We start from the raw sequence: 24,551 nt of genomic DNA, 5'->3' as shown, positions 1-24,551 counted from the left end.
GATCGCCTGCGGACTGACACCAGCCGCAGGCTGCGGCACAATCGCCGCATGCCCCGTTCTTTCCGCTCCTCCCTGCTGATCGCCTTCCTGACGCTGTCGTCCAGCGCCGGGGCGATGGCGCAACCGGCGGAAGCGCAATACCTGCCGCGCAGCGGCGATGCCTGGATCGATAGGCAACTGGCCGACATCAACGTCTATGCCGCGCGTTACCCGCAAAGCTTCGCCGATGAAATGGCGCGCTACTACTCGGTGCCGCGCGATTATGTCGAAGCGATGCTGCAGCAGCCGACATGGGAGGCGGGCGACATCCTGATGGCCTGCGCGCTGGCCCAGGTCGTGGGACAGCCCTGCCGCGCGGTGGTGCGCGAATGGTCGCGCGAGCATGCCGAAGGCTGGGCGGGCGTAGCCAGGCGCCTGCAGGCCAAGCCGGGTTCCGCGCAATACCGCGAGCTGCGCAAGGACATCGAGGCGACCTATTCGCGCTGGGCGCGTCCGTTGAAGAAATAAGCGGAAGATCGCCGACCCGGCGCATCTGCCCCTCAGTCTGTCCGTCCGCGGCGGATTGATCGAAATGAAAAGTTTCTTCTGAATATGCCGGCGAAGACTTTTCTTTGCTTCCGTTTCCCGCACACTGCAGGCCATGAAGAGCATGGTCGATGCGTAGCAAGCTGTTCGTTCCCGGAGTGCGCCCGGAGTTGTTCGCCAAGGCATTGGCCGGCGATGCCGATGCGTTGAGCTTCGACCTGGAGGACTCGGTCCCGGAACAGCGCAAGGACGAAGCCCGCACGAACGTGGCCGGATTCGTGAGGTCGCAATCGGCGCGCGATGCGGCCAAGGTCATCGTGGTCCGGGTCAACGCGCTGGGCACGCCGCATTTCGAAGCCGACTTGTCGGCGGTCGCCTGTTCCGGCGTCGCCCTGATCAATATCCCGAAAGTGGAATCCGCCGAAGACATCCGCGCCGTGGCCGCGGTGCTGGAGCGCGTCGAAACCGGCGACGGCATCGACGCGCCGATCCGGCTGCTGGCCACCATCGAAACCCCGCGCGGCCTGCGCTTTGCCGCGGAGATCGCCTCGGCGCATCCGCGCGTGGCCGGGTTGCAGTTGGGCCTGGCCGATCTGTTCGAGCCGCACGGCATCGATCGCCACGATCCCGCCAACCTGCACGCCACGCTGTACGCCATGCGCATGGCCGCGGCCGAAGCCGGGGTGTTCGCCTGGGATGCGGCGTTCGCGGACCTGGACGATGCCGAGGGTTTTCGCGCCGAGGCCAGGGTGGCGCGCCGCCTGGGCTATGTCGGCAAGAGCTGCATACACCCCAGCCAGGTCGCCCTGGCCAACGAAGTATTCCAACCCGACGCGGAGCAGGTCGCCGCCGCGCGGCGCATCGTCGCCGCTTCGCGCGAAGCCGGCGCACGCGGCCGCGGCGCGTTCGTGGTCGATGGCCGCATGGTCGACCTGCCGTTCCTGAAACGCGCCGAGGCGATCGTGGCTTCCCTCGATCCCGGCGCCAGTTCGAAGCAATGAGGACCAGACCCTTGTCGATGATGCGCGCCTTCCTCGTTCCGATCTTCGCGCTGCTTTTCTTTGGCCTCTCCGCGCCGGCGCTTGCCGAAAGCCTGTCGAAGGTGGAGACGACTTCGCTACCCGCGCTTGCCGGCACCGGGCCACTGTCCGGACTGGTGGCGGTGCAGGGTCGTCCGGTCGCGATCGCGTCCGACCAGGCATGGTTGCTGGACACGGACGGGAAAGCCTGGGTGCGCAGCGATTGGCGTCCAACAGACGCGAATAGCGCTTTGCAGGGCGCCATAGGCAACGGACAGCACGCATTCCTGTTGCTCGGCCCGGCAGGTGGAACGACAACGGAACAGGTGGAGCAGCTGGTCCTCGGCAACGATCGGCTTTCCACCAGCAAACTGCCCTCGTTGCCAGGCCCGTTGAAAGGTGCGCGTGCAGCAGCCACCGCCGACAGACTGTACGTGGCCGGCATCGACGCGAGCGGCAAGGCGATCCTGTTTTCGATCGCACCCGCCGCTGCCGGCGCGCAGTGGCAGGCAGCGGCCGGTTGGCCGGGCGATGCCATGCCCACCTCCCTGGCGGCGCAGACCTCGGCCGTGTTCGTCACCCTGCCCGGAGCGGATGGGGAACGCATCCTGCGCTGGTCTCCCGACCTGGGCTGGCAGGACAAGGGCGAGGTGCCGGGTCGGGTGCTGCCGGAATCGGCGCGCGCCATCGGCCAGGCGCATGTGATCTATCTGCTCGGCAATCGTGGCGGAAGCGATGCCGCACCGAAGATGATGACTTACCAGACGATCACCGGATCGTGGGCGACCCTGCCCGCGTCGGGCGTGGTCACGGCTTCCGCATCGGCGGCATTGGACAATGGTCTGCTGTTGGCGAACCCTTCCGCGGACGGAACCGGCACCGCCTTCTCCTCGCTGCAGGTCCAATCGAGCAAGCTGCTGCTGAAGTGGCTGGACTGGGTGGTGATGGCGATCTACCTGGGCGCGATGGTGGGGATCGGCCTGTATTTCTATCTGCGCGAGAAGCGCGGATCGACCGCGGATTTCTTCGTCGGCGGACGCAGCATCCCGTTCTGGGCCGCGGGCGTGAGCCTGTACGCGACCAACACCAGCTCGATCAGTTTCATCGCCATCCCGGCCAAGGCCTTCGAGACCAACTGGCAGTATCTGACCAACAATCTTGTCGCGGTGACCGGACTGGTGTTCGTGGCGATCTGGATCGTGCCCTTGCTGCGCCGCCTCGACCTGATGTCGGTGTTCTCCTACCTGGAGACGCGCTTCCATCCCGCGATCCGCATGCTGGCCAGCGCGCTGTGCATCGTCATGCAGATCGGCAGCCGCATGAGCGTGATCCTGTTCCTGCCGGCGCTGGCCATCGCCACGATCACCGGGATCGACGTGGTCTGGAGCATCTGGATCATGGGCGGCTTCACCATCCTCTATACCGCGCTGGGCGGGATGAAGGCGGTGATCTGGACCGATTTCGTGCAGGTCTTCGTGATGATGGGCGGCGCGATTTTCGCCATCGTCTTCATCATCTACCACCTCAATGGCGGCATGCCCGAGTTCGTGGCCACGGCCATGGCCGAAGACAAGACCCGCTTGTTCGACTTCAGCTTCGACCTGACCAAGGCCACGGTCTGGGGCTTCATCTTCCTGGTGCTGTTCGACGTGGTGCTGACCTTCCCCAAGGACCAGGTGCTGATGCAGCGCGTGCTCTCGACCAAGTCGGCGCGCGAGGCGGGCCGCTCGATCTGGGCGTTCGCCGCGATCATGATCCCGGGCGGCTTCGTGTTCTACACCATCGGCACGGCCCTGTTCGTCTACTACAAGGACAATCCGGAGCGGATGAACCCGCTGCTGCCGATCGACGCGACTTTCCCGCTTTTCATCGCCGCCGAGCTGCCGATGGGCGTCACCGGCCTGATCATCGCCGGCATCTTCGCCGCCGCCATGTCCACGCTGTCCAGCATCATCAACAGCGTGGCGACGCTGGCCTCGGTGGATTTCTACGAGAAGCTGGCGAAGAACCCCACGCCGAAGAAGAGCGTGCTGTTCGCCGAACTGATGACGGTGGCGGTCGGGCTGGTGGGCATCGGCGTGGCCCTGCTGCTGTCGCGCTATGACATCCACTCGCTGTTCGATGTGTCCATCGAGCTGGCCGGCCTGCTCGGCGGCGGTTTCGCCGGCGCCTACACCCTGGGCATGTTCACCCGCCGGGCCAATTCCGCCGGCGTGGCCATCGGCGTGGCCTCGAGCATCGCGCTGACCCTGGTGGCGTGGTCGATGGACCTGGTGCATCCGTACTTCTACCTGGCCATCTCGATCATGCTGTGCATCGTGATCGGCTACCTGGCCAGCCTGTTGTTCCCCGCGCCCTCGCGCAACCTGGATGGATTGACCATCTACGCCAAGTCAGACAGCAATTACGTCAAGCCGGTTGCCGCAGTGGAGTGAGGTCGGCGGGTCGACCTCTTCGTCAACCCGCCTCTTCGTCAGCCTGCTTGAGCGGGCTGCTCTCGGGAATCACGCGCGCGCCGGTCTTCTGGTTGACCTTGACCCGCCACGGGTAATGACCGCCTTCGCCGCCGGCACCCACCGCTTGCAGGTGGTTGGTGACCGCCTTGCGCCAGGCAGTGCCGGTGTTGGCGGTGCTCATGTGCGGCGTTTTCGAATGGTGGAAGGCTACGTCGCCGCGCCGCATCGGGCAGGCGACCGTGCGCGTTTCATCGACTTCGCAGATCAGCAGGTCGCTCTGCATGCCTTCGACCAGGCGGTGCGGCAGGACGCCATGGACATGGCCGCCATCGATGAAATGCATGCACCCATTGACGCGGTCCACGTCCTGCAGCGGAATCCAGCCGGTGATGCCGCGGTCGGCCAGGTTGCGGCCCCAGTAACCTTCGTCCTGGTGCCATTCGGTCGGCACGCTCTTGCCCGGCGGCTTGCCCAGGAACTGGTCGTACCAGAATTCCAGTTCCATCCCCATCAGCTGCGAGGCGAACGACACCAGCCAGCGCCGATAAGCCTGTTCGCCGATATCCTTCCAGACCAGGGCAGGCGAGGACTGGACGATGCGGAACGAGCGCTGGTCCCGGCTTTCCTTCGCATCCCAGGCCCAGTCGTTGGCCAGCCGCTCCTTTTCGTCGATGAGCGTATTGCAATGTCCTTCCAACTGGTCGAGGTCCGCCTGCGGGATGGTATCGCCGACCACCAGGTAGCCGTGTTCGCGGAAAAAGCCGATCTGTTCGGGAGTCGCGTCGGGATAGGGCATGGTGTCCACGCTATGCAAGTCGGAGGAGGTTTCGCCTGAATCTTCATCCCGTCGCCCTGCCGCAACAAGCATGGCGCGCTATCTTTTGAGTATGCTTAAGCTGGTGTTCGCCAGCGACCGGAGCGCTCTTCGCCGCTCGCCGCTTCCTGCAGCCCGCCGCATACCAACGAGAAACATCACGTGGACACCCAATTCCTGAAAACCTTCGTGGCAGTCGTCGATCGCGGCTCCATGGCGGCGGCGGCGCGCCTGCTAAACATCACTCCCGCGGCGGTGGCGCAGCAGATCAGGACCCTGGAACGGGAAATCGGCGCGCCGCTGATCGCGCGCGTGGGACGCACGGTCAGCGTCACCGAGGAAGGCTCGCGCATCCTGCAGCGCAGCCGCGACCTGCTGCGCGACGTCGCCGACCTGCGCAGCCTGGCCAACGACAACGCGGTCTCCGGCGAGTTGCGGCTGGGCGCCTGTCCGACCGCGCTGGCCGGCATGCTGCCCGACATCCTGGCGCGGATGGTGGAGAAATTCCCCGAGATCAACGTGTTCATAAAGCCGGGCTACTCGGCGGACCTGTATCGCACGGTGGAGAACGGCGAGCTGGATGCGGCCATCGTCCTGCACGCGCCGTACACCTTGCCCAAGACCTGCAACTGGCAACTGCTGCGCGAGGAGCCGCTGGTGGTGCTGGCGCCGGCCAGCATGGCCGGCCGCGATCCGCACGAACTGCTGGCCACGCAGCCGCTGATCCGCTACGACCGCAACCACTGGGGCGGTCGCCAGGCGGAGGAATACCTGCAACGCATGGGTATTACTCCGCAAGAGAGGTTCGAGTTGAATGCGCTCAACGCGATCGCGGTGATGGTGGATCGCGGCCTGGGCGTGTCGCTGGTGCCGGACTGGGCCAAGCCGTGGCCGGAAGGATTGAAGCTGGTCAGGATCCCGCTTCCCCATGAGAGCGTGCCGCGGCAGATCGGCATCGTCTGGTCGCGTTCGACGATCCGTATCCGCCTGGTCACCGTATTCCTGGAAGAAAGCCGCGCGGCGATGAAGGTGATCAACGCGTAAACGCGTAGGGTGGGCCTTGGCCCACCGCAGCCAACGAGGCTTTTCCTGATCTTGCGCAAAGGCAGCCGATGTAGAGCCGAGCTTGCTCGGCTGCTCCTGATCTTGCGCGAAAGGCAGCCGAGCAAGCTCGGCTCTACGCATCACGCAAAGGCAGCCGAGCAAGCTCGGCTCTACGCATCGCGGAATTTCCCTTGGGGGCAAAGACGGCTTTGTTGCGGTGCGCCATGAGTTGCGGACTGGTAAGCAACAAAAACTAGACTCTGAACATAGTCCGGCGCGGTTCTATTCCCGTCTCCCAGCGCCTAGTCTCGCCTCAATCAAATGTCGGGGCTTCACGTAAGCGTCCTGGAGGGGATGCTTGGCACGCAGGGCGCAGCGCACTGCAGACGCATACGCAAACGGGGGAGCCGCGTAGCTACGCGTCTCTGAAGAACAAAAAATCCATTAGAGATCAGACACCATGAAGCACGTACCGGCCACATTCGGCATTTTCCTGTTGGCGGCCGCCGTCAGCGCCAGCGTCCACGCGCAGCAGGCCGCCGTGCCTGCCGATCCGGACCAGACCGAGGAGGCGAAAAGGAAGCTCGACGCGGTCGACCTGGAAAGCGTCGTCGTCACCGGCACGCGCAGCCCCAAGGCGATCGACAAGATCCCAGGGGCGATCACCCTGGTGTCGAAAGAAGAAATCAAGAACACCCTGGCGGTGACCGAAGACGCGACCGCGGTGCTGGCGCGCACCGTGCCCGGCTATGCGGAGTCGTCGCAGGCGATGAGCAATTCCGGCGAAACCCTGCGCGGCCGCATCGCGCTGCGCCTGTTCGATGGCATTCCGCAGGGCTCGCCGCTGCGCGAGGGCAATCGCAGCGCGACCTTCACCGACATGGGCATGATCGACCGCATCGAGGTCATCAACGGGCCTTCGGCGTCGGAAGGCATCGGCGCGGCTGGCGGCATCATCAACTATCTGTCCGCCGTGCCGCAGAAGGAGGGCAATGAATTCCGCCTGGTGACGCGCTACTCCAGTCAATTCGCCGACGACAGCAGCGGCTGGAAGGTCGGCCTGAACTTCATGCGCAAGCAGGACAACTACGACCTGGTGATGGGCGCATCGGTCATCGACCGCGGCATGGCCTACGACGCCGACGGTCGCCGCGTGGGCATGAACACCAGCGGCTCGGTCTCCGATTCCGAGGCCCGGAACCTGTTCCTGAAGGGCGGCATCAATTTCGGCGAGGACGGCATGCAGCGGCTGCAGGCCAGCTACAGCCGCTTCAAGATCGAAGGCAACGGCGACTACATCGGGGTCGATGGCTGCCGCTACGACCCGGTCGAGTGCCCGGTCCCGGTCACCAACACCGCCGAGCGCGGCCATATCTTCGGCAGCAAGGCCGAGATCAACGACTTCGAGCAGTTCAACCTGGTGTACAGCAACGGCGATTTCTTCGGCGGCACTTTGCTGCTCAACGGCTACTGGGCCGACCAGGCGATGCGTTACCTGCCCGAGAACGGCGACGACAAGCAGCTGGTGAAGGTGGACGACGACTTCGACGAGGCCGACCGCATCTACGACCAGTCCGAAATCGACACCAAGAAATACGGATTCCGTCCGTCGTGGGTGCGCTCTTCCCTGTTCGATGTTTCCGGCCTGGAATTGCGCGTCGGCGTCGACTATGTCTACGATGAAGCGCAGCAGCGTCTGGCTCTGACCGATCGCTTGTGGGTGCCGCCGATGGAATACACCAGCACGGCGCCCTATGTGCAGCTGAGCTACGACCTGGGCCCGGTCACCCTGAGCGGTGGCTATCGGCACGAGAACGGCGAATTGAAGGTCGACAGCTACACCACCACGCCGTACCGGAACAGCGTGTTCGTGGAAGGCGGCGGCGTGAAGTACACGGAGAGCCTGGTCAACTTCGGCGCGATCTGGCGCATCACCGACGAGTGGTCGGTGTTCGGCTCCTACGGCGAGGGTTTCGGCCTGCCCAACATCGGCATCCCGCTGCGCAACATCAATGTGCCCGGGCAATCGGTTGATCGCATCCGCGACATCCAGCCGATCATCGTCGACAACCGGGAATTCGGTTTCAACTGGCGCGGCGAAAAGGGTTCGCTGGGTGGTTCCTATTACGACTCAAGATCGCCTTTCGGTACCTCGCTCTCGGTCGATCCCGAAACCAACGACTATGTCCTCAATCGTGCGCCGACCCGGATCAAGGGCGTCGAGCTGAGCGGCGAATGGCGCTTTACCGACGAATGGAAGGCCAGCGCGCTGTATTCGCGTATCCGCGGCAAGACCTCATTCTGGAATTCGGACCTTGAAGGGCGCTACCCGGCCGGCGGCTTGAACAAGCCTATCGGCGTGTCGGACATCAACCCCGACAAGATCGGGGCATCGGTGACCTGGAATTTCGTGCCCGAAGCCGGCGTGACCCTGAGTGCGACCAAGCTGCTGTCGAGGGATCTGTCGGCTACCGACGTGCGCGAGTTCGATGGCGAAGAATACGAATTCGAGGAACACACCAAGGGCTACACGCTGTTCGACCTCAGCGCGACCTACAAGATGGAGAAATACGGCCGCTTCACCGTGGGCATCGAAAACCTGACCGACAAGCAGTACGTGCTCAGCTGGTCGCAGGTCGATTTCTACAAGAACTACTTCGCCGGTCGCGGCCGCATGACTTCCCTTACCTATGAGCTGACGTTCTGAACCCAGGTCGATCCACGGTGGCCGACCATGGCCACGCAAGCAGCAAAGCCGCCCGGCCTTCCCGCGGGCGGCTTTCGATCGCTGGCGTGGCGAAGGCCGGTGCGCTGGGCTTGCTGTTCTCCTGCTTCGGCGCGGCGCCTGCCATCGCCGCTTCCCTGCCAGCCAGTCCTGCAGGCGCGGGCGCCGATTCTTCCCGGTTCCCGGCAGAACGCCTGCAGCGTTTGGACGGATTCCTGCACAAGGCCACCGACGCGCACGGCTACCTCGGTGCGGTGAGCCTGGTCGTGCGCGACGACGACGTGGTCCAGTCGCAGGCCTATGGCTATCGCGACCTCGCCCGCAGCGCGCCGATGCGCGCCGATTCCATCTTCCGCATCTATTCCATGACCAAGACCGCGACCACGATCGCGGTGCTGATGCTGATGGAAGAGGGCAAGTTGAACCTGGACGATCCGCTGGAGAAATTCCTGCCGGAGTTCGCAGGCATGAAGGTGTTCGCGGGCGGCACCGCCGATGCGCCGCAGCTGCGTCCCGCGGAGAACAAGATCACCCTGCACCAGCTGCTCACGCATACGGCCGGCTTCGCCACCGGTGGCGCGGGCTATGAAGAAGCGACCAGATTGCTGGAGCGTGCGGACCTGCACGGCTCGGCCGACCTCCAGGAATTCTCGCACCGCTTGAGCCGGGTACCGTTGGCGGTCGAACCAGGCACGCGCTTCAGCTACGACGGCACCCAACTGGAAGTGCTGGCCCGGGTGGTGGAAGTGGTCGGCGGGCAACGCTTCGATGCGTTCCTGCAGCAACGTCTGTTCGATCCGCTGCGCATGGCCGACACCGGTTTCAGCGTGCCGACGAACAAACGCGACCGCATCGTCGACATCACCGTCATGGGCAGCGACGGCAAGCTGCGCCTGGACGACGGCCCCAGTGCGGTGGATCCCGGCGCGATGCTGAATCCCTACTACAGCGGTGCCGGCGGACTCTATTCCACCGCGCCGGATTTCATGCGCCTGTGCCGGATGCTGCTCGACGGCGGCAGCCTCGATGGCGTGTCGATACTCGGCCGCAAGACCGTCGAGCAGATGATGGTCAATCACCTGACCTTTCTCGATCCGCCGGTCACCCAGTTCAGCGATGCCGAAGGCTTCGGCCTGGGCGGTTCGGTGCTGCTCGACCCGGCCCGCAAGGGACGCCTGGGATCGGTCGGCCAGTTCGGCTGGTCGGGCGCGGCTTCCACCTACTTTTCCATCGATCCGAAGGAACGGATGATCTCGATCCTGCTCCTGCAGCACCTTCCCAACGGTGCGGCCAACGACCTGCCGCGGCTTGCCACGCCGTTCTACAACCTGGTCTACCAGGCGCTGGTGCGATGAACGCGCGGGTTCGCGACACCTTGCTGGTGGCCGGTTCCGCCAACCTTGATTTCGTGGTCCGCGCCTCGCATGTGCCGGCGCCCGGCGAAACCGTGCTCGGACGCGACTTCGCAACCTTTCCGGGTGGAAAGGGCGCCAACCAGGCCGTGGCCTGCGCGCGCGCGGGCGACGTGCGAACCCGCATGTTGCTGGCGTTGGGCAACGACTCCTTCGCTGCCAGCCTGGAAGATTCGCTGGAAGGAGCCTGCGTGGAGTTGCAGGTCGTGCGCAGCGCATTACCGACCGGCACCGCCTTCATCTGCCTGTCCGATGATGCCGAGAACGCGATCACCGTGGCCCCGGGCGCCAATGCTGCGCTGCGCGGCGACGAACTTTCCTCGTTGCACGAAGTAAGCCATCTGCTGTTGCAACTGGAGACGCCGCTGGAAGCGGTCACCGCGTTCGCGCTGGCGGCACGCGCGGCGGGCGTGCAGGTCGTGCTCAACGCGGCGCCCGCGCGCGCGCTGCCGACCGAGCTGTTGCGATCGGTGGACGTGCTGATCGTCAACGAGGGCGAACTGGCCGCCCTCACCGGACATAACGGAACCGTCAACGAATGCCTGGCGCAGCTCGACGTGCCTTGCGTGGTGGTGACCCTGGGCGCGCGCGGTTGCTGCGCAAGGCAGGGCGGGGAGTTCTTCCTGCAACCGGGATTCAAGGTGCAGGCCGTCGATACCACCGCCGCTGGCGATACTTTTTGCGGCGCCCTGGCCGCCGCATTGTGCAGGCAGCTGCCCATGGCCGATGCCTTGCGCCATGCCAGCGCCGCATCGGCATTGACCTGCACCCGTCTGGGCGCACAATCCAGCATCCCCGCGTGGGAAGAGGTGCAGGCGCTGTTGCAGGATCCGGCTGCCGTCCACTCCCCGCAGGCCGTCGCAGCACTGGCCGCCTATTGCGGCTTCGGCTGAATCCCCCATTTGTTTATCGCTGGATGCAGGACCTGATGACCACGCCCTACCAGACGCCGGATTACGACAACGAAACGCCCGATTACGGGCCGGCGCCGATCAAGACCGAATACAAGTTCTCGCACGTCACCACCGGGCGTTACCTGCCCACGCCGGGCAAGGCGCCGGGCTGGCCGTTCGCCGATATCGGCCAGTGGATGATCGACGCCAATGCCAGTTCCGCCGACTGGCTGGCCGAACTGAAGGACTGGCGCCGCGAACACCTGGTGCGGATCGGCTACGACGACGGCAATTACCGTCGCCCGGAACTGCAATGGGCGCAGCGCAATTTCGTGCACGCGCAGATGATGGTGGAAGACCGCTACTTCTACGATCCGGTGAAGGGCGAGTACACCGTCGACCGTTACCTCGACGATCTGGAGGCGCGCTTCGGCGGCCTGGACAGCGTGCTGATCTGGTACATCTACCCGAATATCGGCATCGACGACCGCAACCAGTTCGACCTGGCCCACAGCCTGCCCGGCGGCCTCGACGGTTTGCGCGGCGCGGTGCAGGCGTTCCAGAAGCGCGGGGTCAAGGTGTTCCTGCCGGCCAAGCCGTGGGACCACGGCACCCGCGATCCGGGCACCACGCATTGGGACGGGCTGGCGGAAATCGTCAAGGCAGTGGGCGCCGACGGCATCAATGGCGACACCTTCAATGGCGTGCCGCGCGCGTTCTTCGATGCCTGCGACAAGCTCGGCCAGCCGGTGGTGGTGCAGCCCGAATCGACGATCAGCTCCGAGGAGCAGTTGATCTGGAACGTGCAGAGCTGGGGCAAGAAAGCACCCGATGGGCCGGTGCCGCCGGTGTCCAAGTGGAAGTGGCTGGAACCACGCCACATGGTCAACTACGAGAACCGCTGGGGCCGCAACCGCAACCACGACCTGCAATACATCTTCTTCAACGGCATCGGCTACAACGCCTGGGAAAACATCTGGGGCCTGTACAACCGGTTCACCCCACGCGATGGCGAGGCCTTGCGCCGCATCGCCGCGATCGAGCGTCAGTTCGCGCCCTTGATGGTCAGCCTGGACTGGGAACCCTACCAGCGCAGCTTGCAGGCCGGGATCTTCATCAGTCGCTTCCCTGGCGCCGGCCGTGCGCTGTGGACCTTGATCAACCGCAACGAATACGCCGTCGATGGCGAGCAACTGGCCGTGCCCCATGTCGAGGGAGCGCGTTATTTCGATGCCTGGAACGGAGTCGAGCTGCAGCCGCGGGTGATCGATGGCGACGCCATCGTCGAGTTGCCGATGGAAGCGCGCGGTTTCGGCGCATTGCTGGCTTTGCATGCCGGTGCCGACGAAGCCGGCCTGTCGACGTTCCTGCAGGCGATGCACGATTCGGCCAAAACCCCGCTTGGCGGCTATTCCGCCGCATGGAAGCCGGTGGCGCAGCAACAGGTCGCCATCGCGCCGACCGCGGCGCAAGCGCTCGCGCCGGAAGGCATGCTCAGGATTCCCGCAGGCGAATTCCTGTTCCAGGTCGGCGGCATAGAAATCGAGGGTTTCAACTGGGCCGGACAGGATTTCCAGTATCCATGGGAAGACTGTCCGCGCCGCCATCACCGCCAGCGCATGACCCTGAAGTCGTTCCACATCGACCGTTACCCGGTCACCAATGCACAATTCAAGCGTTTCATCGACGCCAGCGGCTACTGGCCGAAGGACGATCACAACTTCCTCGCCGACTGGAAGGACGGCGCACCGCGTGCCGGCTGGGACAACAAGCCGGTCACCTGGGTGTCGCTGGAGGATGCCCGCGCCTATGCGCAGTGGGCCGGCAAGCGCCTGCCGCACGAGTGGGAATGGCAATACGCCGCGCAGGGCGATGATGGCCGCCTGTATCCGTGGGGCGACGACTGGGAGAGCGGCTTCCTGCCGCGGGCCAATCGCGGCCGCCGGCTGCTGCCGCCCGACGATGTCGATGCCCATCCGCAGGGCGCCAGTCCGTTCGGGGTCGAGGATATGGTCGGCAACGTCTGGCAGTGGACCGACGAATACCAGGACGAGCACACCCGCGCCGCGGTCCTGCGCGGCGGCAGCGCCTACCAGCCGCAGACCTCGCACTGGTATTTCCCGCAGGCCTACCGCCTGGACCAGCACGGCAAGTACCTGCTGATGGCGCCGTGCAAGGACCGCTCGGGTTGCATCGGTTTCCGCTGCGTGGCGGACGCGGTGTGATCAAGGTGTTGTTGCGCGTGCCCGCCGCCGTGGTCGCGATGCTGGCCGTGGCCATGCTCGCGGCTTGCGGCGGAGGCGAACAGAAGAAGATCGTCCTGATCGGCGGCACGCCGAGTGAAGGCGCCGCGCGTCACGCCTATCCCGATGGCGTGCGCCTGCTGGAATCGTTCCTGCGCTCGGCGCCGGAAGCGCGTGGGGCGAAGATCGAAGCCTTCGCCGATGGTTGGCCGGACGACCCGGCCGCGTTCGATGGCGCATCGACGCTGGTGCTGTATTTCGACGGGCAGGACAAGCATCCCCTGCTCGATGCCGGCCACCGCCGCCAGTTCGAGGAACTGATGCGGCGCGGGGTCGGGCTGGTGGCCCTGCACCAGGCCTCCACGGTGCCCGTCGACGACACCGCCATCGGCCTACAGCGCTGGTTGGGCGGCGCGCGTTTCGGCACCTTCGACCGCAGCACCGAAACGGTCGAGGTGCAGGTCGCGGATCCCTCGCATCCGTCGAGTCACGGGGTGCGCGGTTTCCGCTATCGCGACGAGTTCTATCCGACCTTGCGTTTCGCGAAGACGGGCGTGACGCCGATCCTGACCGGCACGCTGCACGTGCAGTACCGCGACGGCGCCAGCGTGGTGGAAGACCTGCCGGAAAAGACCACCCTGGCCTGGGCTTACGAACGCGCGCAAGGCGGCCGTTCCTTCGGTTTCACAGGTGCGCACTACCTGGCCGCGCTGGACCAGCCGATGCTGCGCCGGAGCCTGCTCAACGCGATCCTGTGGACCGCGCACATCGAGGTGCCGCGCGAAGGCGCGACCCTGTCCTCGCCCGCCGCCGCGACCCGCGTCGCCGAACAGGCGATGGCCGCGGCTCCCCCAGCGGATGACTCGCATGTGGCGGGCGTGGATGCGCCCACCTTCCATGGCGACGCGCAACGCAGCGGCTGGCATTCCAGGCAAGGCGTGCTCACGCCGGACAACGTGGGCGGTTCCTCTTTCGGATTGTTGTGGGAGTCGCCGCAACTGGATCCGGTCGATGGCCAGCCGCCGCGCCTGTATGCCTCGCCGGTGTACGCGGAGCGGGTGAAGATCGGCGCAGGTCCGCACCAGGGCGAAACCTTTTCCACGATATTCGCAGCCAGCAACAATGGCTACGCGTACGCCATCAACGCGGCCAAGGCCGGCGATGTCGCGCCCGGACGGATCCTGTGGCGCACGCAGCTCGGCAAGCCGTGCAGGTTGCAGCCTGCACCACTGGATGCGGTGCCTACCGGCGTATTGAGCACGCCGGTCATCGACGTGGCGCGCGGGCGCCTGTACCTGACCAGTTGCGATCCGGAAAAGAAATGGCAGGCCTATGCGCTGGATATCGGCAGCGGCAAGGTCTTGCCCGGCTGGCCGGTGCAACTGGACGAGGCGCGCTTCAACGCGGTCAACCGCAACGCCGGACCGGTGCCGGTCGCACCGACCCGGCGCTTCGATTTCCGCGTGCAGCGCGGCGCGCTGAACCTGAGCCCGAACGGTTCTCGCCTGTACGTCACCTTCGGCGAAACCGAAACCGGCTGGCTGGTGTCCGTGGATACGCGGAAGGCGAGGGTCGACAGCGCCTTCGCCGCGGTCGCCATGCCGCATCGCGGCAGCGGCGGCATCTGGGGCGCGGGCGGTCCGGCGATCGACAAGTCCGGCAACGTATACGTGGTGACCGGCAGCGGCTTCGATGGTTTCGTCGCACAGGACCACGACTGGACCCAATCGGTGCTCAAGCTCTCCGATGCCGCATCCACCGGGCTGAAACTCGAAGGCACCTACACGCCCTTCAATTACTGCGGCACGGCGAAGATGGATATCGACCTGGGTTCGAGCGGCGCTTCGCTGCTTCCGGACCTGGATGCCGGCAGCACCAGCACGCCACATCTCATGGTGGTCGGTGGAAAGCAGGGCAACGCCTACCTGCTCGATCGCGACCGCTTGCCGGGCAGGCTGGATCGCCGCCAAGCCTGCAGCAATGACGCCGCCAGTGACGGTTCACTGCTGCCGCCGCAGCGCCAGCCGCAATTCGCCGGACGCGGACCGTTGAGCGTGTTCGGTCCGTACTCGGAAAACGATGCGGCGCTGGACCTGGCGCGGGCGCGTTCGACCCCGGCTTCTTTCCGTGCCGCCGACGGCAGCGGTTACGTCTTCATGACCGGCAACAACAAGGACGGCGAAGGTTCGCCGACCAGCATCCCGCCTTCGCTGGTGCGGTTGAAGGTCGCCACCGCATCCGGCAAGCCCGCCTACCTGCAGCGGGACGCGGCCGAGAAGAGCGTGGTGTTCGGCAATCCGGGCTCCCCCGTGGTCAGCAGCCACGGCTCCAGGGATGCGATCGTCTGGGTACTGGACGAGAACGCGCGCCGCTCCGCGCCCCTGGCCGGCAAGGATGCGCCCGCGCCGGTGCTGTACGCGTTCGATGCGATGACCCTGAAGCTGTTGTGGCGCAGCGCACCGGGCCAGTTGCATACCAGCGGCAAGTACAACGAACCCACCTTCGCGCGCGGCGCGGTGGTGGTCGGCACGGATCGCATCCAGGCGTTCGGGCTCGGCGCCGCACCGCTTCCACACCGCACCGGAAAGACCGCTGAAATCGCCGCTGACCGCATTGCCGTTGCAGTCGCCGCTGATTCCGGCCTGGATGGCGAAACGATTTACCAGCAGCGTTGCTCTGCCTGCCACGACCATCCGCAGGGCAATATCCCGCCGCGCGAATTGATCGCCAGGCGCTCCTATTCCCATATCGTCGATACACTCGCCAACGGCGCGATGCGTCCGCAGGCCGCGGGGCTCGGCCCCGGCGACATCGAAGCCGTCGCAAGGTACCTCAAGAAATGACCGATCTCCCCCGCGTCCAACTGCACGGCTTGCTGGGCGACGCACTCGCCGCCAATCATTCCGGCCGCCTGTCGCACTTCATCGTCGATGAAGCCAGTCCCGCGATCGAGATCTTCGATCCGGCCCGTGCGGCGAGCAACGACAAAGGCGACTGGTACGGCGAGCACGCCGGCAAGTGGTTGTATGCCGCGGCGAAATCCGCAGGCCGCACCCGCGATCCGCAACTCATCGGACACCTGCATCGCGTCGCCGGCTATCTCGTCGGCGTGCAGGAAGCCGACGGCTACCTGGGCACGTATGCGCCCAGCCACCGCTTCATGCGCAAGCAACCGCCCAAGCCCGGTACCTGGGATGGCGCGCCCAGCGTGCGCACCTGGGATATCTGGACCCACAGTTACCTGATCCTCGGCCTGCTTGAGGTCAACAAGCATTTCCCCACGCCCGCTTACCTGCGGGCGGCAAGCAAGATCGGCAACCTGTGCTGGCGGACGCTGACCGAGGGCGGCATCGATATCTGCGAACTCGGCAACCACCATGGCATGTCGGCGACGGTGCTGATGGACGCGGCGGCCGAACTGTATTTCGCGACCGATACGCCGCGCTACCTCGAACTGGCGCAATTGGTGCTACGGCAAGCCGATGCCAATCCGGACCTGGCCTTGCTCGAGCGCGCGCTGGCCGGCGTCGACGCTTCCGAGATCGCCACCGGCAAGGCCTATCAACTCGCCTGGAACCTGGTCGGCCTGGCCAAGCTGCACAAGGCCACCGGCGACGAGTCATATCGCGTGGCGGTCGACAACCTTTGGCGGAGCATCCGCACCCAGCACCTGACCCTCGGCGGCGGGCCGTGGGGTGGGGTGGCGCATCGCTCGCGCGAAGTGTTCAATCCGGCCGGGGTGTTCAGCCCGCACGGTTATGTGGAAACCTGTTCGCTGCTGGCCTGGATCCAGCTCAACCGCGAACTGCTGGCCATCAGCGGCGAAGCGCGCTACGCCGAAGAGATCGAACGCACCGCCTACAACGACCTGCTCGGTGCGATGGCGCCCGATGGCGAGGACTGGTGCTATTACTCCTTCGCCAATGGCCGCCGCGTGCACACCACGTATTGGCGCTGCTGCAAGTCGAGCGGGGCGATGGCGATCGAGGAGTTGCCGGCGATCGCCTACACGCAGTCGGCGGATGGAGATATCTCGGTCAACCTGCTCGGTCCGGGCGATGCGGAGTTCGATCACCCGCGCGCCGGCGGTTTGCGGCTGCGGCAGGTCACCCGCTATCCGTTCGACGGCGGCATCGTGCTGCAGGTGGCGCCGGAGCGCAGCGCGCGCTTCGCGCTCTCGATACGCATTCCGCAATGGGCGGAAGGCGCGACGATCCTGGTCAACGGCCGGGCCCATTCCGGTTCCGCGATGCCGGGCGGTTATGCGGTGATCGAACGCGAGTGGCTGACGGGCGACGAGATCCATCTCGACCTGCCCATGCCGCCGGTCGCCCACGGACAGGTCCAGCAGAACACCCAGGAATCGTTCGCGCCCGATGGCTCGCCGGTACGCCAGCAGGTCATGCACTACGAGTACATCGCGGTGACGCGCGGTCCGCTGGTCTATGCCAGTGGCCTGGTCGACGGCTACAGGACCGGCGAGACCTTGCGGCTGTCCGATGCGCCGGTCGAACAATGGCTGCAAGTGGCGCAGCAGGACAATGGCGAAGGCCCGGCGATCCATCTGCATAGCGACGGCCGCACGCCTCTGCTGCTGGAGCCGTACTACCGCACCGGCGGTCGCGTCGATGGCGCCTGGCGATTGACCTGGATGTCGCTGGCGCCGGCCGGATTCCACGAAGCGGTGGAATGAGATGAGGGTTTCCATCGGCGGCGCACTTGTTTGTCCCCTCTCCCCTTGTGGGAGAGGGGGCCGAAGGCGGGAGAGGGGAAGAACGGAGCCAGTACATCGTCCGGCTCGGCTCACCGTGCCGAGTATCGCTTTCCTTCAAGGGCCATCGCACTCGATACACCATGGCTGCACGCTGAAAATGGGCTCCGGCGGCCCCTCTCCCGGCCTGTCGGCCACCCTCTGCCACAAGGGGAGAGGGACACGAGGCGAAGCAACCAGCGACGGATTTTTGATATCCAGTCAAATGCGGTCCTCAAGCAAGAAATTGTGCCGACAGAAACTATCGGGCGATCCTGTTCAAGCCCGCGGGCATGAATCAGACTTTGCCCGGTGTTGTTGATGAGGTAGAGGGAGACGGATCTTATGGCGACTACTTCCGCTTTCGCGTTCGCAGGACGCACCGGTGCGGCCGGCCCGCTGAGCGGCGTGCGCGTGCTCGACCTCAGCGCCTACATCGCCGGGCCGTACGGCTGCACCCTGCTGGCCGACCAGGGCGCCGACGTGCTCAAGGTCGAGCCGCCCGATGGCGACAACCTGCGCAAATATCCGTCCACCCTGCAGGCCGAGAGCCGCGCCTTCATCGGCGTCAACCGCAGCAAGCTGGGCATCACCCTGGACCTGAAGAATCCCGTCGACCACGCGGCCTTGCTGAAACTGGTGCGCGAGGCCGACGTGCTGGTGCACAACTTCCGCCCCAGCGTGCCCAGGCGCCTGGGCATCGACCACGAGCAGTTGAACCTGGTCAATCCGCGCCTGGTCTACTGCGCGGTCACCGGCTACGGCGAAACCGGGCCGATGAAGGACAAGGCCGGTTACGACCAGGTGCTGCAGACCATGACCGGCATGTGCGCGCTGCAGGGCAAGCGCGGCGGCGCGCCGGAAATCATCTACGGCTCGGTGGTCGATTACTACGCGGCCGCGCTGGTGGCCGCGGGCGTGTCGTCGGCGTTGTACGAACGCGAGCGCAGCGGACTGGGCCAGTTCGTCGGCGTGTCGCTGCTGCGCAGCGCGTTGACCATGCAGTCGGCGCGGATGATCTGGGCCGAGGGCGAATCGCTGGACATCGGCCGCGACATGCGTTCCGGCGGCGTCACCGGCATCCACCCGGCGCGCGAGGGCCACCTCTACATCTCGGCCAACACGCCGCGCTTCTGGAAGGCGCTGTGCGACAAGACCGGGCTGCGCATGCTGGAAGAAAACCCGCGTTACGACAGCGTGCGCAAGCGCGCCGACCATGCCAGCGAAATCGTCCCGCACCTGCACGCGGCGCTGATGCGCCATACCGCACTGGAGTGGGAAGCCATCTTCGGCGATGAAGTGCCCTGCGCCGCGGCCCTGAAGGTCGAGGACATGTTCGACCATCCGCAGGTGCTGGCCGAAGAAATGGTCGGGGATATCGAACATCCGGTGATCGGCCGTTATCGCGGCATCACCCGGCCGATCAAGTTCGGACGCACGCCGGGGCCGGATCCGTTCGCGGCGCCGGTATTCCAGGAAGCCGAGGCCGCACGGGATCCATCGGCCGCGGGACAGAAGGCCCGCAAGGCCTGAAGCCATTCCGGCAGTTGCGCGGAGCGGCGGTCACTTGCCTTTGGCCACCTGCGTCGGGTCGCCGAGCTTCTTGTTCAGGACGACCGCTTCCCGGGTCAGCTTCGCCGCCGTCGTGGCAGCCAGCTCCATGCCCTCACGCAAATCCAGGGTCGCCATTTCGTACTTGCCGCCGCGCTTGAGCCCGGGTTCGATCCCGCGCAGGCGTTGTCCACGCCAGAAACCGAACAGCACGCGTTTTTCCTCGGCGCGGATCAGCAGGACCGGACCATCCGACAGATAGACCAGGTGGCCCCACTTCACGACTTCCTCCAGCGTCGCAGCGGAGCGGACTGCCGCGCGTAATCCCTCCACGCAGCTGCGCCGCCAACCGTCGAGACCGGCCACGTACGCATCGGGATCGGCGGCGGCAATCGACTTCTGCATGGCCATGTCGCGTGGTGCTCCGGATCGGGGCTGCCTGATGCGCGCGCGGCGGCAGGCGGGGTCGAATTTACGCTGAATTTACGCCGCCACTGCGTGCGCGAATAGAGGCTTTACGCGTCCCGGACCGACACTGCGCACCTCGAAACACCTGAGGAATGCGCGATGCCCGGCTGGTTGTCCCTGTTGTGCGGAACCGTGGTGATCATGGCGGCGGCTTACCTGCTGCTGGTGATCCTGCGCCCGGAAAAGTTCTGAGCGGACGGCGAACATGACCGAAATCCTGCTCGTTTTCGCTCTCGCCATCGGCCTGGGTTGGCCCCTGGGCCTCTACCTCGCCAAGGTCATGCGCGGCACTCCGATGCGTAGCGACCGCCTGTTCGGCTGGCTCGAGAAGCCGGTGTACAAGCTGCTCGGCACCGATCCCCGGCGCGGTATGAGCTGGCGCGGCTATGCCAAGGCCTTTCTGCTCAGCAATCTGGTCGTCGGCTCGCTGACCTGGCTGCTGTTCATGACCCAGGCCTGGCTGCCGCTCAATCCCGACGCCATCCCCAACCTGCGCTGGGATACGGCGCTGCACACAGTGGTGTCGTTCCTGACCAACACCAACCAGCAGCATTATTCGGGGCAGGCGCAACTCTCCTACCTGTCGCAGATGGTCGGCATCGTCGGCCTGCAGGTGGTCACGCCGATGATGGGCCTGGCGCTGGTGGTCGCGACGTTGCGCGCACTGTTCGGCGGCGCGGAACAGAACGCGCACGAAACCGGCGAAGCGAATGTCGGCAATTACTGGGCCGACGTAACCCGCGCGACGGTGCGCTTCATGCTGCCGCTGTGCCTGCTGTGGTCGGTGCTGCTGGCCTCGCAGGGTGTGCCCGCGACGCTTGCCGCGGGTCCGACGGTGACCCCGATCGACGCCAGCGCGCAGATGGCCGGCCAGAAGATCCCGCTGGGCCCGGTCGCGGCGATGGTCGCGGCCAAGCAACTGGGTTCCAACGGGGGCGGCTGGTATGGTCCCAACAGCAGTTTCCCGCTGGAGAATCCGACTCCATTCTCGAACCTGCTCGAAGTCTTCGGCATCATGCTGATCCCGATCGCGGTGATCTTCATGATCACCCCGTTCACCGGACGGCGTAGGCTCACCGCCCTGGTGTTCGGCGCCATGTTGTCGATGTCGGTGGTGTCCACGGGCGTTTCGGTGTGGTCGGAAGCCTGGTCGTCGACCAGTGGCGACGTCGCCGTCATGGAAGGCAAGGAAGTGCGGCTGGGCGCCGGATCCTCCGCCTTGTGGTCGTCCATCACTACCCAGGTCAACAACGGCTCGGTCAATTCCATGCACGATTCGCTGGCGCCGCTGACCGGCGGCGTGGCCATGGTCAACATGCTGGTCAACTCGATCTGGGGCGGCGTCGGTTGCGGCCTGCAGCAGTTCCTCGTCTACCTGCTGCTGAGCGTGTTCCTGGCCGGATTGATGACCGGGCGCACACCGGAATTGTTCGGTCGCAAGATCGAGGCGCAGGAAGTGAAGCTGCTGGCGTTGCTGGTCCTGCTGCAGCCGCTGGTGCTGCTGGGCTTCACTGCGTTGACGCTCGCCATCCCGTCGATCACCGGTTACTCCAACCCCGGCTTCCACGGCATCAGCCAGGTGTTCTACGAGTACACCTCGGCCTTCGCCAACAACGGCTCCGGTTTCGAAGGCCTCGGCGATGCTACGTACTGGTGGAACCTGAGCTGTGCCGCCGTGCTCGCGCTTGGCCGCTATCCAGCCCTGATCGTTCCGCTGGCCGTGGCCGCACTGATGGCGCGCAAGCGTCCGGCGCCGGAAAGCGCGGGCAGCCTTCGTATCGAAACGCCGACCTTCGCCCTGACCCTGATCGCGGTGGTGCTGGTCCTGACCGTGCTGCAGTTCATGCCCGCACTGGTGCTGGGTCCGATCGCCGACCACCTGTCGCTGTCCGCGATGGCGCACTGAGAGCAACGAAATGAGCGAAATCACTTCCCACAGCCAGCATCCGCGCAAACCCGCCCTGGTCGATGCCGCGGCGCTGCGCAGTGCGCTGCGCGACTCTTTCCTGAAGCTGTCGCCACGCCACCTGGCCAAGAGCCCGGTGATGGCGATCGTGTTGATCGGAACCTTGCTGTCGGCGTTGATCACCCTGGCCGGTCAAGCATCGCCCGGGTTCGGTTGGTCGGTCACTGCGATCCTGTTCGTCACCGTGCTGTTCGGCAACTTCGCCGAGGCCATCGCCGAAGCGCGCGGCCGCGGCCAGGCTTCGTCGCTGCGTCGCGCACGCAAGGATCTGGTCGCGCGCAAGCAGGAAGCCGACGGCAGCGAAACCCAGGTGCCTGCCGCCGACCTGCGTCCGGGCGACACGGTGATCGTCAGCGCCGGCGAACAGATTCCCGCCGATGGCGAGATCATCCAGGGCCTGGCCACGATCAACGAATCCGCGGTCACCGGCGAATCGGCGCCGGTGCTGCGCGAGGCCGGCACCGACCGCTCCGGCGTGATCGGCGGGACCAAGGTGCTGTCCGACGAGATCGTCATCCGCATCACCGCCGAACCCGGCCACAGCTTCCTCGACCGGATGATCGCGCTGGTCGAGGGCGCCAACCGGCAGAAGACGCCGAACGAAATAGCATTGACCATGCTGCTGGCGGCGATGACCCTGACCTTCCTGATCGTGGTCGCCACGCTGCCGGCCATCGGCGCCTTCGTCGGCGTGCAGGTCGCGCCGCTGCTGCTGATCGCGCTGCTGGTGTGCCTGATTCCGACCACGATCGGCGGTTTGCTTCCGGCCATCGGCATCGCCGGCATGAACCGCGCGCTGTCCGCCAACGTGCTGGCCAAATCCGGCAAGGCGGTGGAAGTGGCCGGCGACGTGGACGTGCTGCTGCTGGACAAGACCGGCACCATCACCCATGGCGACCGCCAGGCGACCGTGTTCCATCCGCTGGCCGGCGTCGATGCCTCGTTGCTGCGCGAGGCCGCGCTGCTGGCATCGCTCGCCGATCCCACGCCGGAAGGAAAATCAATCGTGAGGCTGGCGCGCGAGCAGGACTGCACCGTTCCCGAGCCCGACCGCGCCCATTACCTGCAATTCACCGCGCAGACGCGCATGTCCGGCGTGGATCTGGACGACGGTCGTGGCAACATGCGCGTCATTCGCAAGGGCGCCGGCGATGCGATCAGGCGCCACGTCGAAGCGCAGGGCAGCCTGGTGCCGAACGAACTCATCGCGCGCGTCGAACAGGTCGCGCGCAGCGGCGCCACTCCGCTGGTGGTCAGCGAAGGCAAGCACATCCTCGGCGTGGTCGAGTTGTCGGACGTGGTCAAGCACGGGGTGAAGGAAAAGTTCGCCCGCTTGCGTGCGATGGGCGTGCGCACGGTGATGATCACCGGCGACAATCCGCTGACCGCCGCCGCCATCGCCGCCGAAGCCGGCGTCGACGACTACATCGCCGAATCCACGCCCGAGGACAAGCTCGCCCGCATCCGCAGCGAGCAGGCCGGGGGCAGCCTCGTCGCCATGGTCGGCGACGGCACCAACGATGCGCCCGCGCTGGCCCAGGCCGACGTGGGCCTGGCGATGAACTCGGGCACCCAGGCGGCGAAGGAGGCCGGCAACATGGTCGACCTGGATTCGGATCCGGCCAAACTGCTGGCCGTCGTCGAGATCGGCAAGCAGCAACTGATCACCCGCGGCGCGCTGACCACGTTCTCGCTGGCCAACGACGTGTCCAAGTACTTCGCCATCCTGCCGGCGCTGTTCGCCGCGGCGATCCCGTCGATGGCGGCGTTGAATGTGATGAAGCTGTCCAGTCCGACCAACGCCGTGCTCGCCGCCCTGATCTTCAATGCGCTGATCATTCCGGCATTGATCCCGCTGGCGCTGCGCGGCGTCCGCTTCAAGCCGGCCGGGGCCACCGCGCTGCTGCGCCGGAACATGCTGATCTACGGCCTCGGCGGGGTGATCCTGCCGTTCGTTGCCATCAAGCTGATCGACCTGGTGCTCGCCGCCACGATCGGCGCCTGAGGAACAAGACAGTGAACTCCCTTATCCGCAACCCACAGCTCCACGACAACGGCGTCCTGCGCGCCTCGCTGGCCTTCGCCGCCGTCATCCTCCTCGGCATGGGCCTGCTCTATTCACTGGCCGGCACCGCGCTCGGTCGCGGCCTGTTTCCGCAACAGGCCACCGGCAGCATCGTGACCGTCGACGGCAAGGCGGTCGGCTCGTCGCTGATCGCGCAACCGTTCGCCGATCCGCGCTATTTCCAGCCGCGGCCCTCGGCGGCCAACTACGACCCGATGGCCGCCGCGGGCAGCAACCAGGCGCGGACCAACCCCGACCTGCGCAAGCGCATCGAGGAAACCGCCGCCGCGGTCGCCGCGCGGGACGGCATCGCCGCGCAGGACGTGCCTGCCGAACTCGTCACCCAATCCGGCAGCGGTCTGGACCCGCACCTGAGTCCGGCCGGCACGCAGGTGCAGATCGCACGCGTGGCCCAGGCACGGGGACTGGATCCTTCGGCCGTCGCCGCATGGGTGGCGGCCAACACGCAGGCGCCGCAGTTCGGCGCGCTTGGGCAGCCGCGGGTCAACGTGCTGGAGTTGAACCTGGCGTTGGATAGAAAGGAACAGGCACTGCATTCGCCGGAAAAATAGAAGTCGCCGTCCCCGCGAAAGCGGGGACGACGATCCAAAAAAATAGCG

At 65.8% G+C, this 24,551-nt stretch carries 17 protein-coding genes; 15 read left to right on the top strand and 2 right to left on the bottom strand.

Features of this window, described 5'->3' with window-relative positions:
- Positions 1-48: 48 nt before the first annotated feature.
- The 3 genes from CSC74_RS15485 to CSC74_RS15475 all read left to right on the top strand — a co-directional run bounded on the left by CSC74_RS15485 (position 49) and on the right by CSC74_RS15475 (position 3,979).
- Positions 49-507, top strand: coding sequence for a hypothetical protein (locus CSC74_RS15485; RefSeq protein ID WP_162315398.1), 459 nt, complete (start codon positions 49-51; stop codon positions 505-507).
- Between the two features lie 149 nt (positions 508-656).
- Positions 657-1,526: an HpcH/HpaI aldolase/citrate lyase family protein gene (locus CSC74_RS15480; RefSeq protein WP_162315397.1), complete on the top strand. Its 870-nt coding sequence runs from the start codon at positions 657-659 to the stop codon at positions 1,524-1,526.
- Between the two features lie 17 nt (positions 1,527-1,543).
- On the top strand, positions 1,544-3,979 hold the full coding sequence (locus tag CSC74_RS15475) for a sodium:solute symporter family protein (RefSeq protein ID WP_246193321.1): 2,436 nt from the start codon (positions 1,544-1,546) through the stop codon (positions 3,977-3,979).
- 22 nt (positions 3,980-4,001) lie between these two features.
- Here the strand turns inward: CSC74_RS15475 and CSC74_RS15470 are convergent, their stop codons facing one another.
- A complete protein-coding gene (locus CSC74_RS15470) occupies positions 4,002-4,796 on the bottom strand; it encodes a phytanoyl-CoA dioxygenase family protein (RefSeq protein ID WP_162315395.1) in 795 nt (264 codons plus the stop codon).
- Between the two features lie 180 nt (positions 4,797-4,976).
- On the opposite strand from CSC74_RS15470, the gene CSC74_RS15465 reads away from it, so the two are divergent.
- The 8 genes from CSC74_RS15465 (at position 4,977) to CSC74_RS15430 (ending at position 19,414) form a co-directional block, all read left to right on the top strand.
- Positions 4,977-5,858 carry a LysR family transcriptional regulator gene (locus CSC74_RS15465; RefSeq protein WP_162315394.1) on the top strand — a complete coding sequence of 294 codons (882 nt, stop codon included), beginning with the start codon at positions 4,977-4,979 and terminating at the stop codon, positions 5,856-5,858.
- Between the two features lie 460 nt (positions 5,859-6,318).
- Positions 6,319-8,565: a TonB-dependent receptor gene (locus CSC74_RS15460; protein WP_162315393.1), complete on the top strand. Its 2,247-nt coding sequence runs from the start codon at positions 6,319-6,321 to the stop codon at positions 8,563-8,565.
- Positions 8,566-8,651: 86 nt separating this feature from the next.
- The gene (locus CSC74_RS15455) at positions 8,652-9,938 is read left to right on the top strand and encodes a serine hydrolase domain-containing protein (protein ID WP_162315392.1); all 1,287 of its coding nucleotides are present in this window, start codon (positions 8,652-8,654) and stop codon (positions 9,936-9,938) included.
- Positions 9,935-10,888: a ribokinase gene (locus tag CSC74_RS15450; protein WP_162315391.1), complete on the top strand. Its 954-nt coding sequence runs from the start codon at positions 9,935-9,937 to the stop codon at positions 10,886-10,888. Before CSC74_RS15455 ends, CSC74_RS15450 begins: the two co-directional genes overlap by 4 nt.
- A 35-nt stretch (positions 10,889-10,923) precedes the next feature.
- Positions 10,924-13,113, top strand: coding sequence for a formylglycine-generating enzyme family protein (locus tag CSC74_RS15445; protein WP_162315390.1), 2,190 nt, complete (start codon positions 10,924-10,926; stop codon positions 13,111-13,113).
- Complete coding sequence (locus CSC74_RS15440; protein ID WP_162315389.1) at positions 13,059-15,974, top strand: ThuA domain-containing protein; 2,916 nt, start codon at positions 13,059-13,061, stop codon at positions 15,972-15,974. The genes CSC74_RS15445 and CSC74_RS15440 overlap by 55 nt, the downstream gene beginning before the upstream one ends.
- A complete protein-coding gene (locus CSC74_RS15435; protein WP_162315388.1) occupies positions 15,971-17,824 on the top strand; it encodes a glycoside hydrolase family 127 protein in 1,854 nt (617 codons plus the stop codon). The genes CSC74_RS15440 and CSC74_RS15435 overlap by 4 nt, the downstream gene beginning before the upstream one ends.
- A 402-nt stretch (positions 17,825-18,226) precedes the next feature.
- Positions 18,227-19,414 carry a CoA transferase gene (locus CSC74_RS15430; protein WP_162315387.1) on the top strand — a complete coding sequence of 396 codons (1,188 nt, stop codon included), beginning with the start codon at positions 18,227-18,229 and terminating at the stop codon, positions 19,412-19,414.
- A gap of 30 nt (positions 19,415-19,444) precedes the next feature.
- Here CSC74_RS15430 and CSC74_RS15425 read toward each other — a convergent pair whose 3' ends face one another.
- On the bottom strand, positions 19,445-19,843 hold the full coding sequence (locus CSC74_RS15425) for a DUF1801 domain-containing protein (RefSeq protein ID WP_211369663.1): 399 nt from the start codon (positions 19,841-19,843) through the stop codon (positions 19,445-19,447).
- 156 nt (positions 19,844-19,999) lie between these two features.
- Between CSC74_RS15425 and CSC74_RS15420 the strand changes: the two genes are divergently transcribed.
- The 4 genes from CSC74_RS15420 to kdpC are packed head-to-tail and all read left to right on the top strand — an operon-like array spanning position 20,000 to position 24,503.
- On the top strand, positions 20,000-20,092 hold the full coding sequence (locus tag CSC74_RS15420) for a potassium-transporting ATPase subunit F (RefSeq protein WP_162315386.1): 93 nt from the start codon (positions 20,000-20,002) through the stop codon (positions 20,090-20,092).
- A 13-nt stretch (positions 20,093-20,105) separates the two neighbouring features.
- Positions 20,106-21,806 carry a potassium-transporting ATPase subunit KdpA gene (gene kdpA, locus CSC74_RS15415; protein ID WP_162315385.1) on the top strand — a complete coding sequence of 567 codons (1,701 nt, stop codon included), beginning with the start codon at positions 20,106-20,108 and terminating at the stop codon, positions 21,804-21,806.
- 10 nt (positions 21,807-21,816) lie between these two features.
- Positions 21,817-23,871: a potassium-transporting ATPase subunit KdpB gene (gene kdpB / locus CSC74_RS15410; protein ID WP_162315384.1), complete on the top strand. Its 2,055-nt coding sequence runs from the start codon at positions 21,817-21,819 to the stop codon at positions 23,869-23,871.
- An 11-nt stretch (positions 23,872-23,882) separates the two neighbouring features.
- On the top strand, positions 23,883-24,503 hold the full coding sequence (kdpC, locus tag CSC74_RS15405; RefSeq protein ID WP_246193316.1) for a potassium-transporting ATPase subunit KdpC: 621 nt from the start codon (positions 23,883-23,885) through the stop codon (positions 24,501-24,503).
- The last annotated feature ends 48 nt before the right edge of the window (positions 24,504-24,551 follow it).

Origin of the sequence: Pseudoxanthomonas yeongjuensis, assembly GCF_010093345.1 — a bacterium.
In the GTDB taxonomy this organism is placed as follows: domain Bacteria; phylum Pseudomonadota; class Gammaproteobacteria; order Xanthomonadales; family Xanthomonadaceae; genus Pseudoxanthomonas_A; species Pseudoxanthomonas_A yeongjuensis.
Note: the sequence above shows the minus strand (reverse complement) of the source record. Positions and strands in the feature narration are given on the sequence as shown.

Bases quoted from the DNA above. Each gene is read 5' to 3' on its own strand.
- kdpA (WP_162315385.1), top strand. From the start codon at position 20,106: ATGACCGAAATCCTGCTCGTTTTCGCTCTCGCCATCGGCCTGGGTTGG.
- CSC74_RS15470 (WP_162315395.1), bottom strand. From the start codon at position 4,796: ATGCCCTATCCCGACGCGACTCCCGAACAGATCGGCTTTTTCCGCGAA.
- CSC74_RS15475 (WP_246193321.1), top strand. From the start codon at position 1,544: ATGATGCGCGCCTTCCTCGTTCCGATCTTCGCGCTGCTTTTCTTTGGC.
- CSC74_RS15435 (WP_162315388.1), top strand. From the start codon at position 15,971: ATGACCGATCTCCCCCGCGTCCAACTGCACGGCTTGCTGGGCGACGCA.
- CSC74_RS15430 (WP_162315387.1), top strand. From the start codon at position 18,227: ATGGCGACTACTTCCGCTTTCGCGTTCGCAGGACGCACCGGTGCGGCC.
- CSC74_RS15460 (WP_162315393.1), top strand. From the start codon at position 6,319: ATGAAGCACGTACCGGCCACATTCGGCATTTTCCTGTTGGCGGCCGCC.
- CSC74_RS15445 (WP_162315390.1), top strand. From the start codon at position 10,924: ATGACCACGCCCTACCAGACGCCGGATTACGACAACGAAACGCCCGAT.
- CSC74_RS15480 (WP_162315397.1), top strand. From the start codon at position 657: ATGCGTAGCAAGCTGTTCGTTCCCGGAGTGCGCCCGGAGTTGTTCGCC.
- CSC74_RS15420 (WP_162315386.1), top strand. From the start codon at position 20,000: ATGCCCGGCTGGTTGTCCCTGTTGTGCGGAACCGTGGTGATCATGGCG.
- CSC74_RS15425 (WP_211369663.1), bottom strand. From the start codon at position 19,843: ATGGCCATGCAGAAGTCGATTGCCGCCGCCGATCCCGATGCGTACGTG.
- CSC74_RS15450 (WP_162315391.1), top strand. From the start codon at position 9,935: ATGAACGCGCGGGTTCGCGACACCTTGCTGGTGGCCGGTTCCGCCAAC.
- kdpB (WP_162315384.1), top strand. From the start codon at position 21,817: ATGAGCGAAATCACTTCCCACAGCCAGCATCCGCGCAAACCCGCCCTG.
- CSC74_RS15485 (WP_162315398.1), top strand. From the start codon at position 49: ATGCCCCGTTCTTTCCGCTCCTCCCTGCTGATCGCCTTCCTGACGCTG.